The 13,690-nt window shown below is 72.1% G+C and carries 12 protein-coding genes; 11 read left to right on the top strand and 1 reads right to left on the bottom strand.

Annotated features, from left to right (window positions below):
- The first annotated feature begins 5 nt into the window (after positions 1–5).
- From PCC79_RS02520 to PCC79_RS02470, 11 genes are all read left to right on the top strand, one after another.
- Complete coding sequence (locus tag PCC79_RS02520; RefSeq protein ID WP_232549171.1) at positions 6–1,637, top strand: twin-arginine translocation signal domain-containing protein; 1,632 nt, start codon at positions 6–8, stop codon at positions 1,635–1,637.
- A 91-nt stretch (positions 1,638–1,728) separates the two neighbouring features.
- Positions 1,729–2,193 (top strand): D-aminoacyl-tRNA deacylase, encoded by a 465-nt coding sequence (gene dtd / locus PCC79_RS02515; protein ID WP_232549170.1) that lies wholly within the window; start codon positions 1,729–1,731, stop codon positions 2,191–2,193.
- 35 nt (positions 2,194–2,228) lie between these two features.
- Positions 2,229–2,903: a winged helix-turn-helix transcriptional regulator gene (locus tag PCC79_RS02510; RefSeq protein WP_269779422.1), complete on the top strand. Its 675-nt coding sequence runs from the start codon at positions 2,229–2,231 to the stop codon at positions 2,901–2,903.
- A gap of 95 nt (positions 2,904–2,998) precedes the next feature.
- The gene (gene mshD / locus PCC79_RS02505) at positions 2,999–3,916 is read left to right on the top strand and encodes a mycothiol synthase (protein ID WP_342372901.1); all 918 of its coding nucleotides are present in this window, start codon (positions 2,999–3,001) and stop codon (positions 3,914–3,916) included.
- Positions 3,913–6,003, top strand: a complete 2,091-nt coding sequence (locus PCC79_RS02500; RefSeq protein WP_342372900.1) for an RNA degradosome polyphosphate kinase — start codon at positions 3,913–3,915, stop codon at positions 6,001–6,003. The genes mshD and PCC79_RS02500 overlap by 4 nt, the downstream gene beginning before the upstream one ends.
- Positions 6,000–6,884: an NUDIX hydrolase gene (locus PCC79_RS02495; RefSeq protein WP_232549167.1), complete on the top strand. Its 885-nt coding sequence runs from the start codon at positions 6,000–6,002 to the stop codon at positions 6,882–6,884. The genes PCC79_RS02500 and PCC79_RS02495 overlap by 4 nt, the downstream gene beginning before the upstream one ends.
- Positions 6,885–7,140: 256 nt before the next feature.
- Entirely contained in the window at positions 7,141–8,244 is a 1,104-nt protein-coding gene (gene pstS, locus PCC79_RS02490; protein ID WP_342373583.1) for a phosphate ABC transporter substrate-binding protein PstS, read from the top strand.
- A gap of 103 nt (positions 8,245–8,347) precedes the next feature.
- Positions 8,348–9,319 (top strand): phosphate ABC transporter permease subunit PstC, encoded by a 972-nt coding sequence (pstC, locus tag PCC79_RS02485; protein ID WP_232549166.1) that lies wholly within the window; start codon positions 8,348–8,350, stop codon positions 9,317–9,319.
- Positions 9,319–10,401: a phosphate ABC transporter permease PstA gene (pstA, locus tag PCC79_RS02480; RefSeq protein WP_232549165.1), complete on the top strand. Its 1,083-nt coding sequence runs from the start codon at positions 9,319–9,321 to the stop codon at positions 10,399–10,401. Before pstC ends, pstA begins: the two co-directional genes overlap by 1 nt.
- An 8-nt stretch (positions 10,402–10,409) precedes the next feature.
- Complete coding sequence (gene pstB, locus PCC79_RS02475) at positions 10,410–11,189, top strand: phosphate ABC transporter ATP-binding protein PstB (protein ID WP_232549164.1); 780 nt, start codon at positions 10,410–10,412, stop codon at positions 11,187–11,189.
- Positions 11,190–11,244: 55 nt separating this feature from the next.
- Positions 11,245–12,183 (top strand): DUF2510 domain-containing protein, encoded by a 939-nt coding sequence (locus PCC79_RS02470; protein ID WP_232549163.1) that lies wholly within the window; start codon positions 11,245–11,247, stop codon positions 12,181–12,183.
- A gap of 30 nt (positions 12,184–12,213) precedes the next feature.
- Here PCC79_RS02470 and PCC79_RS02465 read toward each other — a convergent pair whose 3' ends face one another.
- Positions 12,214–13,599, bottom strand: coding sequence for a mycothione reductase (locus tag PCC79_RS02465; protein WP_342372899.1), 1,386 nt, complete (start codon positions 13,597–13,599; stop codon positions 12,214–12,216).
- Positions 13,600–13,690: the final 91 nt, after the last annotated feature.

The following is a 13,690-nucleotide window of genomic DNA, read 5'->3' as shown; positions in this document are numbered from 1 at the left end:
GTGGGGTGATCAACCGACGTCAGTTCCTCACCGGCTCCACGGCCGGAATCGCCCTGGTGGTGGCCGGGTGCAGCGGCCCCGCCCAGGTGCCCACCGCCCCCGTCACCCCCGGCGAGACCGCCGCGGTGCCCGACCACCGCCACCAGGTGCGGGCCGCCACCCCCGCGGGCGACCTCGTGCTGCCCGCCGGGGACGCCCTCGCCGTCAGCCGCTCATTGCTCGGCGCCGCGACGCTGGTCGTGGTGGTGCCCGCGGACGCCGCCGCGGCGGCGTCGCCCGAGGCCACGCCGACGGCCACCCCCAGCCCCTCCCCCAGCCCCACGCCTAGCCCGGCGGCCACGACCGCCGACACCACGGCCACGCCAGGGGCGTCCGCCACGCCGGCGCCGACGGCGGCGTCGCCCGAGGCCGGCGCGGGCGTGGCCCGCGAGCTGGGCGTCCCGCTGCTGGTCGAGGGCCCCGAGCTGGCGGCCGAGCTCGACCGGCTGCAGACCCGCACGGTCATCTCCTACGTGCCCGACCTGTCCGTCGGGGAGCGGACGGTCGTGCCCGGCCCGGCCAGCGCAGCCGAACTCGACCTGGAGGACCTGCCGGTCGTCACGGCCGAGCCCGCGGGCGTCCTCGCCCTGGCCTGGGGCGACCTCTCCACTCCCGAACTGGTGACGCTCGCCGCCGCCGGCATCGCGGAACCAACGGCGCTCATCGCGCCGCACCCGGGTGCGGACGGGGCGTCCACGGCGGCCGTCCGCGACCACACCGGCCCGGTCGTCGCGTTCGGCGACGGCTTCGGCACCGACGCGCAGTTCTCGGGCCAGGTGGCGGTGACGCGCACCGCCGCGGAGTTCCCGGGCGGCGGCGTCGCGCCCTTCCCGGCCCGCCGCATGATCGCCCTCTACGGCCACCCGGAGACGCCTGCGCTCGGCATGATGGGCGAGCAGCCGCCGGCCCAGGCGGTCGAGCGGCTCAACCGGCTGGTCGCGGAGTACCGCGAGCTGCTGCCGGACGACAACGTGATGGGCGCCTTCGAGATCATCGGCACGGTCGCCTCCGCGGCGGCCGGCGAGCAGGGCGACTACTCCTACCGGACGCCGATCGCGACGCTGCTGCCCTGGGTGGAGGCGGCCGAGGCCAACGACCTCTACGTGGTGCTGGACCTGCAGCCCGGCCGCACGGACTTCCTGACCCAGGCGAAGGAGTACAGCGAGCTGCTGCTCCACCCCCACGTCGGGCTGGCGCTCGACCCGGAGTGGCGGCTGAAGCCGGATCAGCGCCACCTGCGGCAGGTCGGCCAGGTCGGCGTCGACGAGATCAACGAGGTGACGGCCTGGCTCGCGGACTTCATCGCCGAGAACCAGCTGCCGCCGAAGGTGCTCACCCTGCACCAGTTCCAGACCCGCATGATCGTCGACCGGGAACGCCTGGACGTCTCGCGGCCCGAGGTGCAGCACCTGATGCACGTCGACGGCCAGGGGGGCCAGGCGGCCAAGCAGAGCACCTGGCAGGTGCTCCAGCGCGATCTGCCGGCCCACACCGTCCTCGGCTGGAAGAACTTCGAGGACGAGGACGTGCCGATGCTCACCCCGGCCCAGACGGTCGCGCAGGTCCACCCGACCCCGCACTTCATTTCCTACCAGTGAGCGCCCGCGCCGATGACCCGCACGCCGCCGCGGTGGGAGCCAGTGCGGTGGGAGCCAGTGCTGCGGAAGCCAGTGCGGTGAGGGCGCTGCGGTGAGGGTGGTCGTCCAGCGCGTCACGCGCGCCGCCGTGACGGTCGATGAGCGCGTCGTGGGCGCCATCGACACCCCGGGACTCTGCGTGCTGGTGGGCGTCACGCACGGCGACACGGACGCCGACGCCGAGCGTTTGGCGGACAAGGTGTGGCACCTGCGCATCATGGCCGACGAACGCTCGGCGGCCGAGCTGGGCGCCCCCGTCCTGGTCGTCAGCCAGTTCACGCTGTACGCGGACGCGCGCAAGGGGCGGCGGCCGTCGTGGAACGCGGCGGCGCCGCGTCCGGTGTCCGAGCCGCTGGTGGATGCGTTCGCCGACGCCCTGCGGACGCGGGGCGCCGAGGTGGCGACCGGCACCTTCGGGGCGCACATGCGCGTCGAGCTCGTCAACGACGGGCCGGTGACGCTGGTGCTGGACAGCGCGATGTGGTCGTCCGGAACCGACCCGGCGGCGCGGCACTAGACTGCTGCCGATTCGACCGACACCTGGGGGGACGCATGGGACACCTGCTCGTCGTGAGCCCCGCTGCCCTGGCCGGCACCTCCGACGAGCCCCCGGTGGGAGCCCTGGCCCTCCTGTCGCACGATCTCACGCTCATGCCCCCGGACGCCGCCGTGGTGGCCGAGGCCGACCGCTACGACACCGTCGTGCTGGACGGGCGCACCGATCTGCCGACCGCACGCCAGATGTGCCGCCTCCTGCGCGCCGCCGGCAGCGCCACCCCGGTGCTGCTGATCGTCGCCGAGGGCGGGTTCGCGGCCCTCAACGCCGACTGGGGCGTCGGCGACATCGTGCTGGAGTCCGCCGGCCCGGCCGAGTACGACGCCCGCCTCCGGCTGCTGCTCGCCACGCGCAGCGACGGCATCACGAGCAGTGGTGGCATCACGATCGACGAGTCCGCCTACCACGCCTCGTTGGACGGCCGTTCGCTCGACCTCACCTACACCGAGTTCGAACTGCTGAAGTACCTGGTGCAGCACCCCGGGCGCGTGTTCACCCGCGAGACGCTGTTGAGCGACGTCTGGGGTTACGACTACTACGGCGGCACCCGGACGGTCGACGTCCACGTCCGCCGCCTGCGCGCCAAGCTGGGCGTCGAGCACGAGTACCTCATCGGCACCGTCCGCAACGTCGGCTACCGCTTCAGCCCGGACGCGCGCCGCCGCGACTGATCCCGCCCCGCGGCTCCCGGATCCCGGCCCTCCGGGCTGCTGGTGCCGGTCGGCTTCCGACACCCCGGGCGCGACACCTGCCCTAGGCTGGCCGGGTGGAGCCCGAGACGCAGTTGAGCCCCGACCATCGCGGTCAGGTGGAGGCCCTCGTCGCCGCCGCGACGAGCGTCGACGGCGCGGCACCCCTCAACGAGGAGGCGCTGCTGCACGTCCGCCATGCCGGGCCCGCGACGGGGGTGAGCCACTGGCTCGCGACCGACGCCGGCTCCGTCGTGGGCTATGCCCAGTGGCAGGACGCCGCCGCCACCGGCCAGCTCGTCGTGCACCCCGAGCACCGCCGGGCCGGCCGGGGCACCGCGCTGCTCGCCGCGCTCCGGCAGCGGCACCCGGAGGCGGCCGTCTGGGCGTTCGGCGACACCGCGGCGGCCCAGGGGTTCGCGCGCGCCGCCGGGCTGAGAGGCGTGCGCAGCCTGCTGGTGCTCGAGCGCCCGTTGACCCCGGCCGACGCGTCCGCCGCGCCCGCACCGGGCGCGCCCTCGTCGGTGACGCTGCGCGGCTACACCGCCGCCGATGCCCAGGGCTTCCTGGCGACCAACGCCGCCGCGTTCGCCGGCCACCCCGAGCAGGGGCACTTCGCCGCATCCGACCTGGCGGCGCGGCAGGCCGAGCCGTGGTGGGACCCGGCGGGCCTCCTTCTCGCCGTCGACGACGAGGGGGTGGCCGGCTTCCACTGGACCAAACGCCACGACGACGGCACGGGTGAGGTGTACGTGCTCGGCGTCCACCCCCGCGCGGGCGGGCGCGGCCTGGGCGGCGTCCTCCTGCGTGCCGGGTTGGCGCATCTGGCCGCGGCGGGGTCGCCCCGCGTCATTCTCTACGTGGACGCCGCCAACGCCACCGCCGTCCGGCTCTACGAGCGAGCCGGGTTCACGCGCCACCACGCCGACACCCTGTACGGCCCGGCCGACGGCACACCGGGCCCGGGGTCGCCGCCCGCGGGGGCGACCAGATGAGCGCGGCGCCCACCGATCTGCCGCCGGGCCGGTTCGTCGACCGCGAGCTCAGCTGGCTCGACTTCAACGCCCGGGTGCTGGACCTGGCGCGGGACGCGCGGCGCGTGCCGCTGCTGGAGCGGGTGCGGTTCCTCGCGATCTTCAGCTCCAACCTCGACGAGTACTTCATGGTGCGCGTCGCCGGCCTCAAGCGTCGCATCCGCGCCGGCGTGGCCGTGGCGGGGGCGTCCGGCATCCTGCCCCGCGAGGCGCACGAGGGAATCCTCGCACGCGTGCGTGAGCTCGTGGACGCCCAGTCGGCCACCTTCACCGACGTCGTGGCCCCCGAGTTGGCCGACGCCGGCATCCGGATCGTCGGCTGGCCCGACCTGACGGACGACGAACGGGCGCGCATGGAGACCCTGTTCGCGGAGCGGATCTTCCCGATCCTCACCCCGCTGGCGGTGGACCCGGCCCACCCCTTCCCCTACATCTCCGGGCTGTCGGTCAACCTCGCGGTCTGGGTGCGCAACCCCACCACCGGCGCCCGTCAGTTCGCGCGGATCAAGGTGCCGACGAACCTGACCCGGTTCCTCGACCTCGGGGGCGGCCGCTTCGTGCCCGTCGAGGACGTGATCGGACACCAGCTCGACCTCGTCTTCACCGGCCTGGACGTGCTGACGTGGAGCACGTTCCGCGTGACACGCAACGAGGACCTGGAGGTCGAGGAGGACGACGCCGAGAACCTGTTGCACGCCCTCGAGCGGGAGCTGTTGCGCCGCCGGGTGGGGCGTCCGCCGGTTCGGCTCGAGGTGGACGACTCCATGGCCGAGGAACTGCGCGAGGTGCTGGTCGCCGAGCTCGACGTCGACCCCCGCGAGGTGTTCGCCGTGGGCGCCCCGCTGGACCTCTCGGCCCTGATGGGGCTCGCCGCTGCGGTGCAACGCGAGGACCTGTCGTTCCCCGCCTTCCTGCCGAAGACCCACCCCGAGCTCGCGGCCGTCGAGACGGCCCAGCCGGCCGACCTGTTCAAGGCACTCCGCGGGCGCGACGTGCTGCTCCACCACCCGTACGACTCCTTCGCCACCTCGGTGCAGCGTTTCGTGGAACAGGCCGCGGCCGACCCGGCCGTGCTGGCGATCAAGCAGACGCTCTACCGCACCTCGGGTGACTCGCCCGTGGTGGACGCCCTCGTGGAGGCCGCGGAGGCCGGCAAGCAGGTGCTGGTCGTGGTCGAGATCAAGGCCCGCTTCGACGAGCAGGCCAACATCGGGTGGGCCCGCACCCTCGAGCGGGCCGGGTGCCACGTCGTGTACGGCGTGGTGGGCCTCAAGACGCACGCCAAGTTGTGCCTGGTCGTCCGCGACGAGCCGGACGGCCTGCGCCGCTACGCCCACATCGGCACGGGCAACTACAACCCCAAGACGGCACGCACGTACGAGGACATGGGCCTGCTCACCGCCAACCCGGTCATCACCGAGGACGTGGCGCGGCTGTTCAACCACCTGTCGGGCATGACCGCCGAGGTGAACTACCGGCGCCTCCTGGTGGCGCCCGAGGGCGTCCGCACGGGTCTGCTGGAGCGGATCGCCACCGAGATCGATCACCACCGCGCCGGGCGGCCGGCCCGCGTCCGGGTCAAGGTCAATGCGCTGGTCGACGAGGCCCTCATCGACGCTCTGTACCGCGCCTCGGCCGCCGGCGTCCCGGTGGACGTGTGGGTGCGCGGCATCTGCGCCCTGCGGGCCGGCGTCCCCGGGTTGAGCGACCACATCCGGGTGCACAGCACCCTCGGCCGCTTCCTCGAGCACAGCCGGCTGTTCTGGTTCGCCAACGGCGGGGAGCCGGCGGTCGGGCTCGGCTCCCCTGACCTCATGCACCGCAACCTCGACCGTCGGGTGGAGGTGCTCGTGTCCCTGACCAACCCGCGCCACGTCGCCCAGATCGGCGGCCTGTTCGACCTCGCCTTCGACGACGGCACCGCGGTGTGGGTGCTGCGGGACGCCGCCTGGGAGCCGCGGTTGACCGACGCGGAGGGTGAGGCCCTGACCGATCTGCAGTCGCACCTCATGGCGACGCTGCCGGCACGACGAGGAGAACAACGATGAGTCCGAGGAAGGTCACCGTGGCGGCGGGTACCGTCACCCTCCGGCGCAGCGGGGGCAAGGAGCCACAGGTGCTGCTCGTCCACCGCCCCGCCTACGACGACTGGACGCTGCCGAAGGGCAAGTTGGAGCCCGACGAGTACGAGGCCGTGGCGGCCGCCCGCGAGACCCTGGAGGAGACCGGCGTCACGGTCCACCTCCACCAGCCGCTCGACCAGATGCGCTACGAGATCAATGGCGGCGCGAAGGTCGTGCACTACTGGCTGGCCAGCCCGCAGAAGCAGAAGAAGCGGAAGCCGGACAAGGAGGTGGACAAGGTCGTGTGGCTCTCGCCCCGGGCCGCGTTCGCCCGCATGAGCTATGAGCACGAGAAAGACGTGGTGCGCCGGGCCCTGGCCGCGGAGCCGACGACCGCCGTCCTCGTGGTGCGGCACAGCAAGGCGATGCTGCGCAAGCACTGGTCGGGCCGCGACCAGGCACGTCCGGTCACGGCGCGGGGCCGCAAGCAGGCCAAGGCGCTGATCCCGCTGCTGCGTGCGTTCGGGGTCGACCGGCTCACCTCGTCGTCGTCGGTGCGGTGCATGCAGACGCTCGCGCCGTTCGGCAAGGCGTCCGGCCTCGAGGTCGAGGGCTGGACCGTGCTGAGCGAGGAGATCGGGGAGGACAACCCGAAGGGCGTCACCACGTTCATGCGGCGGCTGGCGGCCGAGGCGGTGGCCTCCGGCACCGTGGTGGCGGTGTGCGGCCACCGGCCGGTGCTGCCGACCATGCTGGAGGCCCTCGGCCTGGAGAACCGCGCGATGCAGACCGCCGCGGCGATCATCATCCACCTGGACGCCGCCGGTGCCGTCGTCGCCACCGAGTTCCACCGGCCCCGCGCCTGAACAGCGACGGACCCGCGGAAGCCATCAGTTGCCACGCCCTGTCACTCCCGCGGGTGCGGTCACCCACGGCCCACTGACAACGGGTTTCGCCGTGTTCGCCGAGCCCGTGCCCGGATCGAGACGGCTCGTTCACGCGCTGTTCACCTTGGCGGCCGACTCTCGTCACGGTCGGTGCCTAGCGTCACACCTGAGATTGGGACCGACCAGTCCGCGGGGCAGACAGCCCCGTGAACGAGACGAAGGAACTGCCTTGACCATGCGCACCATCGGCGCCCCGCTCGCCGTCCTCACCGCCACCGCTCTTTCCCTGACGGCCTGCGCCGCGAACGAGGGCACCTCCGCCGCCCCCGCCGGCGGCGACACGACGGCCGCCCAGACCTCGACCCTGTCGGGCACGCTCGCCGGGCGCGGCGCGTCCTCGATGAGCGTCGCCCAGCAGACCTGGATCGCCGGTTTCCAGACCGCGAACCCCGGCGTCACCGTGAACTACTCCCCTGACGGCTCGGGCGCCGGCCGGGAGAGCTTCATCTCCGGGGCCGTCGGCTACGCCGGCTCGGACCGGGCGCTCAAGGACGATGAGATGGGCGCGGGCAAGTTCGCCGGCTGCACCGCCGACTCGAACGCCCTGAACCTGCCCGTCTACATCTCCCCGATCGCCATCATCTTCAACGTCGAGGGCGTCGACGAGTTGCAGCTGACGCCGGACACCGTCGCGGGCATCTTCGCCGGCCAGATCACCAACTGGAACGACCCGGCCATCGCGGCCACGAACGAGGGCGTGACCTTCCCGGACGCCGCGATCACCGCCGTGCACCGTTCCGACGACTCCGGCACCACCGAGAACTTCACCGACTACCTCCACCAGGCCGCCCCGAGCGTCTGGACCGAGGAGGCCGACGGTGAGTGGCCGGCCGGCTTCGGCGGCGAGTCCGCCCAGGGCACCGCCGGTGTGGTGGACGCCGTCACCAACGGCGTCAACACCATCGGTTACGCGGACGCCTCGCAGGCGGGCAGCCTGGGTGTCGCCTCCGTGGAGTCGGGCACCGAGTTCGTCGGGCCGACGGCCGAGGACGCCGCCGCGCTCGTGGACGCCTCCCCGCGCATCGAGGGCCGCCCCGAGCACGACTACGCGCTCGAGCTCAACCGCACCGCCGAGGGCGCCTACCCGATCGCGCTCGTCTCCTACGCCCTGGTGTGCGAGACCTACCAGGACGCCGCCACGGCCGAGCTGGTCAAGGCGTACATGACCTACATGCTCTCCGACGAGGGCCAGGCCGCGGCCGAGGAGGCAGCCGGCAGCGCCCCGCTGTCGTCCACCATGCAGCAGAGCCTGCAGTCGGCCGTCGACTCGATCTCCTGAGTCGTCGCCCCGCCCACCCCACTCCGGGTGCCCGCCCCGCTCCACGCGGGGCGGGCACTCACCCGCTCCCCCTCATTCCCCCGTCCTTGTCTAGGAGGAAGCCGTGAGTTCCACCGCCCCGGCGGCCGAGAGCAGCGCCGCGAGCGCCGGCCTCGTCCCCACCAAGCCGCGTATCGGCGACCGCGTGTTCCAGGGCCTGTCCACGGGCTCGGGCATCGCGATCCTGGTGATCCTCGCCCTCGTCGCGGCCTTCCTCGTCCTGCGCGCCTTCCCGGCACTCACCACTGACCCCGCGACGCTGGCCGCCCAGGGCTACGGGGAGTTCTGGTCCTGGGTGCTGCCGCTCGCGTTCGGCACGGTGTGGGCCGCCATCGGCGCCCTCGTGCTCGCCGTGCCGGTGGCCATCGGGATCGCCCTGTTCATCTCGCACTACGCGCCGCGCCGGTTGGCGCAGGGCCTCGGCTACACCATCGACCTGCTGGCCGCCGTGCCGAGCGTCGTGTTCGGCCTGTGGGGCATCTTCGTGCTGGCACCGGCGCTCATCCCCCTCCACGTGTGGCTCACCACCTACGTCGGATGGTTCCCGCTCTTCAGCGGCCAGCCGTCGGGCACCGGCCGGACGATCTTCACCACCTCCATCGTGCTGGCCGTGATGATCCTGCCGATCATCACGTCGCTGTGCCGCGAGGTCTTCCTGCAGGCGCCGAACCTGCACGAGGAGGCGGCCCTCGCCCTGGGCGCCACCCGCTGGGAGATGATCCGCATGGCGGTGCTCCCGTTCGCCCGCGCCGGCATCGTGTCCGCCATCATGCTCGGCCTCGGCCGCGCGCTCGGTGAGACGATGGCCGTGGCGCTCGTCCTGTCGGGTCAGAACCGCGTCGACTTCCAGGTGCTGACGGCGGAGAACCCGAACACCATCGCCGCCAACATCGCCCTCAGCTTCCCCGAGGCCTACGGCCTGCGGATCAACCAGCTCATCGCCTCGGGCCTGGTCCTGTTCGTCATCACCCTGGCCGTCAACATGCTCGCGCGCTGGATCGTGGCGCGCCGGGCCCAGTACTCGGGAGCCAACTGATGTCCACCGCCACCGCACCGCGCCAGAGCGCCCAGGCGCCCGTCGACAACCCGTTGACCGCCGGCCAGTTGCCTTCGTGGGTGACCATCGCCGTCGGCGTGGCTGCCCTCGCCGTCAGCGCGCTCGTCTTCACCCTCCTCGACACCGGCGGCATCGCCCTCATCGTCGTGGGTGCCGTCGTGCTGTTCCTCGTCGTCATGCACATCATCTCCCTGGCCGTGGAGGGGTCGCGCCGCGCCGTCGACCGGCTGGCCAAGCACGTGGTGGTCACCATGTTCCTGCTGGCCCTGCTCCCGCTGATCTCGGTGACGTGGACCGCCCTCTCCCACGGCATCAACCGGCTCGACCCGGAGTTCTTCACCTATTCGATGCGCAACGTCGTCGGCGCTGGGGGCGGTGCCGCCCACGCCGTGTGGGGCACGCTCATCATCACCGGCATCGCCACCCTGATCTCGGTGCCGATCGGCCTGCTCACGGCCGTGTACCTCGCCGAGTACGGCCGCGGCGCGCTGGCCCGCTCGATCACCTTCTTCGTCGACGTGATGACGGGCATCCCGTCCATCGTCGCCGGCCTGTTCGCCTACGCGCTGTTCACCCTCGTGTTCGGGCCCGGCACCATCAACGGCATCGCCGGTGCCGTCGCGCTGTCGGTGCTGATGATCCCCGTCGTGGTGCGTTCGACCGAGGAGTTGCTGCGCATCGTCCCCAACGAGCTGCGCGAGGCGTCCTACGCCCTCGGCGTCCCCAAGTGGAAGACGATCATGCGCATCGTCATCCCGACGGCCGTCTCCGGTATCGTCGCGGGCGTGATCCTGGCACTGGCCCGCATCATGGGGGAGACCGCACCGCTCATGATCGCGGCCGGCTTCACCCAGAGCATGAACACGAACCCCTTCTCAGGGCAGATGATGACCCTGCCGGTGTTCGTGTTCGACTCCTACGCCCGCCCGGGCATCCCGCGCGAGCCGTTCTGGGACCGGGCGTGGACCGGCTCCCTCACCCTGATCCTCATCGTCATGCTGCTGAACCTCGCCGGCCGATTCATCGCCAAGCGGTTCGCTCCCAAGACCGGTCGCAAGTAAGGAGACCCATGTCCAAGCGCATCGAAGCCAAGAACCTCGACATCTACTACGGCAAGTTCAAGGCCGTCGAGGATGTCTCGATGGTCATCGAGCCCCGGGCGGTGACCGCCTTCATCGGGCCGTCCGGCTGCGGCAAGTCGACGTTCCTGCGGTCCCTCAACCGCATGCACGAGGTCATCAACGGCGCCTACGTCGAGGGCGAGCTGCTGCTCGACGGGCACGACCTGTACGGCCCGGGGGTCGACCCGGTGAACGTCCGTCGTCAGATCGGCATGGTGTTCCAGCGGCCCAACCCCTTCCCCACCATGTCGATCAAGGAGAACGTGCTCGCCGGCCTCCGCCTCAACAACAAGCGCATGCCGGGTCGGGAGCAGGACGAGGTGTGCGAGAAGGCCCTGCGCGGCGCGAACCTGTGGGAGGAGGTCAAGAACCGGCTCGACCTGCCCGGTTCCGGCCTCTCCGGCGGTCAGCAGCAGCGCCTCTGCATCGCCCGCGCGATCGCCATGGCCCCCGACGTGCTGCTGATGGACGAGCCCTGCTCGGCCCTTGACCCGATCTCGACGCTGGCCATCGAGGACCTGATCCAGGAACTCAAGGCCAACTACACGATCGTCATCGTCACCCACAACATGCAGCAGGCCGCCCGGGTCTCCGACTCGACGGCGTTCTTCAACATCGCCGGCACCGGCGCGCCCGGCAAGCTCATCGAGATGGGCCCCACCGAGCAGATCTTCTCCACCCCGGAGAAGCAGGAGACCGAGAACTACATCACCGGCCGATTCGGCTGAGCCGCCCGCGGCCCCAGCCCCCGGCGGGGCTGGGGCCACGGACTAGAATCGCCGCATGAGCACTGCGCCAGGCTGGTACCCGGATCCGAGTGGCCAGCCAGGCATGTTCCGCTGGTGGGACGGGACGACGTGGACCACGATGGTCACCCCCGACCCCACCGGCCAGTTCCGGGGGGAGGCCGCCGGCGGGCAGTCGTACCGGGGCGGCGGGGGGCCGCAGCCGGGCTCCCTCCCCATCCATTCCGCGCAGCAGCTGAGCCACGACTACGGCCAGATCACCCAGCAGCGTCCGTCCAGCCGTCGGCCGTTGGTGGTGCTGGTGTTGGTCGGGCTGCTGGTCGTCGCGCTGCTCTGGGGTGGCGTCACGCTGTTGACCCGCATCGTGGGCAACCCCTTCACCGGGGCGCAGCCGGCGTCCAACCCCACGCTCGACGTCTGCCCCACCCAGACCCTCGACGAGGAGTCCCCCGCCCCGCACATCAATCCGGCCGGACGGGTGCAGGGCGGCAAGCTCTCCTACCCACTTCTCGGCAGCCCGTGGGGCACGGTGCAGCAGGAGGACCGGCTGGCATTCGGCCGCGACGTCTACGGCCAGCTGGTCCCGGTCGAGCCCAACTACGACGGAGTGCACAGCTGGGTGGCCTCCGTGCTGGTGGGCGAGCTCGTCGCCGGGGACGGCTTCTTCAGCCCGCAGGAGGGCTCCGAGATCGTCACCCGGTGCATCCTCGGCTCGTTCTACGGCGACGCCCGCGTCGGGCGGGAGGACAGGGTGAACCAGGCGACGACGCTCGACGGCTACGACGCGTGGCTGGTCGAGATGCACCTCACCTTCAGCATCCCGAACCTCCGCGAGACCGGCGAGACGGCCATCGTCCTCATCGTGTCGACCAGCGAGGAGTCGTCGTCCATCTTCTACGCCTCCATCCCCGACAGCCGCCCCGAGCTGTTGACGACCGCGCGGCAACTGCAGGAGCAGCTCCGGGTCGAGTCCTGACGCCCGGGGCGCCGGCCGGCCCCGCTGGGGTCAGGCCAGGTCGAGCGCCAGCAGCGCGTTCTCGATCACCTCGGTGAGCGCGGGGTGGATCCAGTACTGGCCGCGGGCCATCGTGCGAGCGTCCAGCCCCGTCGCCATGGCCTGGATGAGCGGCTGGATGAGCGTGGCGGCCTGCGGGCCGATGAGGTGGGCGCCGAGGATCTCTGCGGTCTGCCGGTCGGCGATGACCTTGCAGACGCTGTCGGTGTCCTCCAGCGCCCAGCCGTAGGCCACGCTGCCGTAGGGCTGCACGGCCACCGTGATGTCGCGGCCGTCGGCGCGGGCCTGCTCCTCCGTCAGGCCCACCGCGGCGATCTGCGGGTGGCCGAACACGGCGTGGGGCACGGCGTGGTGGTTGGACTCCACGGGGTCGTCGGGGTGAAGCAGGTTGTGCTGCACGACGCGCGCCTCGTGGTTGGCGACGTGCTTGAGCAGCCAGGGCGAGCTCACGTCGCCGAGCGCCCACACGTTCTCGGCGGTGGTGCGCTGGTGGGCGTCCACCTCGATGAAGCCGCGCGGGCCGACGGCGATGCCGCCGCGTTCGGCGTCCAACCGGTCGCTGTTGGGGACGCGGCCGGTCGCGACGAGCACGACCTCGGCGTCCACCGAGCAGGCCCGCCCGGCGTCGTCCGAGCCGTGCAGGCGGACGCCGCCGTCGACCAGCTCGACTCGCTGCGTGCTGAAGGTGCCGCGGAAGTCGGTGTACCCCTCGATGGCGCGGGTGGCGCGGCGGGAGAGGTCCTCGTCCAGATCGCGGAGCATGGTGCCGCTGCGGGCCAGCACCGTCACGGCCGTGCCGTAGGCGGCGAACACGTGGGCGAACTCGGCGGCGATGAAACCCGAGCCGATGATGGCGAGGCTGGCCGGCAGCCGGTCCAGCCGCATGACGGTGTCGGAGGTGTGCGCCCGGCCCGCCGCCACGGCGTCCGCCAGACCCGGAATGGACGGCATGGTCGCCCGGGACCCGGCCGCCACCACCACCCGGTCGGCCGTGATCTGCTCCCCGGCGACCTCGAGGGTCCGTTCGCCGACGAACCGGCCGGTGGCGCGGTAGAGGGTGACGTTGTCGGCGAACTGCCGGTACGACTCGCCCCCGGACGAGATCGCGTCGATGCGTCCGAAGATGCGGTCGCGGATGGCGGGCCAGTCGGCGCGGGGGCTGCCCAGGTGGACGCCCAGGGGGGCCGCCTCCTCGGGGGCGCGAGCGTAGTCGGCCGGGATCACGAACATCTTGGTGGGGATGCAGCCCACGTTGAGGCACGTGCCCCCGAAGTGGACGCCGTCGTCCAGCATCGCCACGTCCCAGTCGGCGAACCGTTCGTCGACGATGGAGTTGCCCGAACCGGTCCCGATCACACAGAGGTCGAAGTGGCGCACCGTCCCAGTGTGTCACGCCGCGCTGGGCTCTTGACCCGAGGACGTGGCGCCATGGCACCATTTCCTCGGGTCCAACAGCCAGAACAGGGGA

It is taken from the genome of Propioniciclava soli, assembly GCF_038502305.1.
Lineage (GTDB): Bacteria > Actinomycetota > Actinomycetes > Propionibacteriales > Propionibacteriaceae > Propioniciclava > Propioniciclava soli.
The sequence above is the reverse complement of the archived record's forward strand: the minus strand, read 5'-3'. Positions and strand labels throughout refer to the sequence as shown.

Bases quoted from the DNA above. Each gene is read 5' to 3' on its own strand.
- PCC79_RS02510 (WP_269779422.1), top strand. From the start codon at position 2,229: ATGGGACACCTGCTCGTCGTGAGCCCCGCTGCCCTGGCCGGCACCTCC.
- PCC79_RS02500 (WP_342372900.1), top strand. From the start codon at position 3,913: ATGAGCGCGGCGCCCACCGATCTGCCGCCGGGCCGGTTCGTCGACCGC.
- PCC79_RS02495 (WP_232549167.1), top strand. From the start codon at position 6,000: ATGAGTCCGAGGAAGGTCACCGTGGCGGCGGGTACCGTCACCCTCCGG.
- pstS (WP_342373583.1), top strand. From the start codon at position 7,141: ATGCGCACCATCGGCGCCCCGCTCGCCGTCCTCACCGCCACCGCTCTT.
- pstA (WP_232549165.1), top strand. From the start codon at position 9,319: ATGTCCACCGCCACCGCACCGCGCCAGAGCGCCCAGGCGCCCGTCGAC.
- pstB (WP_232549164.1), top strand. From the start codon at position 10,410: ATGTCCAAGCGCATCGAAGCCAAGAACCTCGACATCTACTACGGCAAG.
- PCC79_RS02470 (WP_232549163.1), top strand. From the start codon at position 11,245: ATGAGCACTGCGCCAGGCTGGTACCCGGATCCGAGTGGCCAGCCAGGC.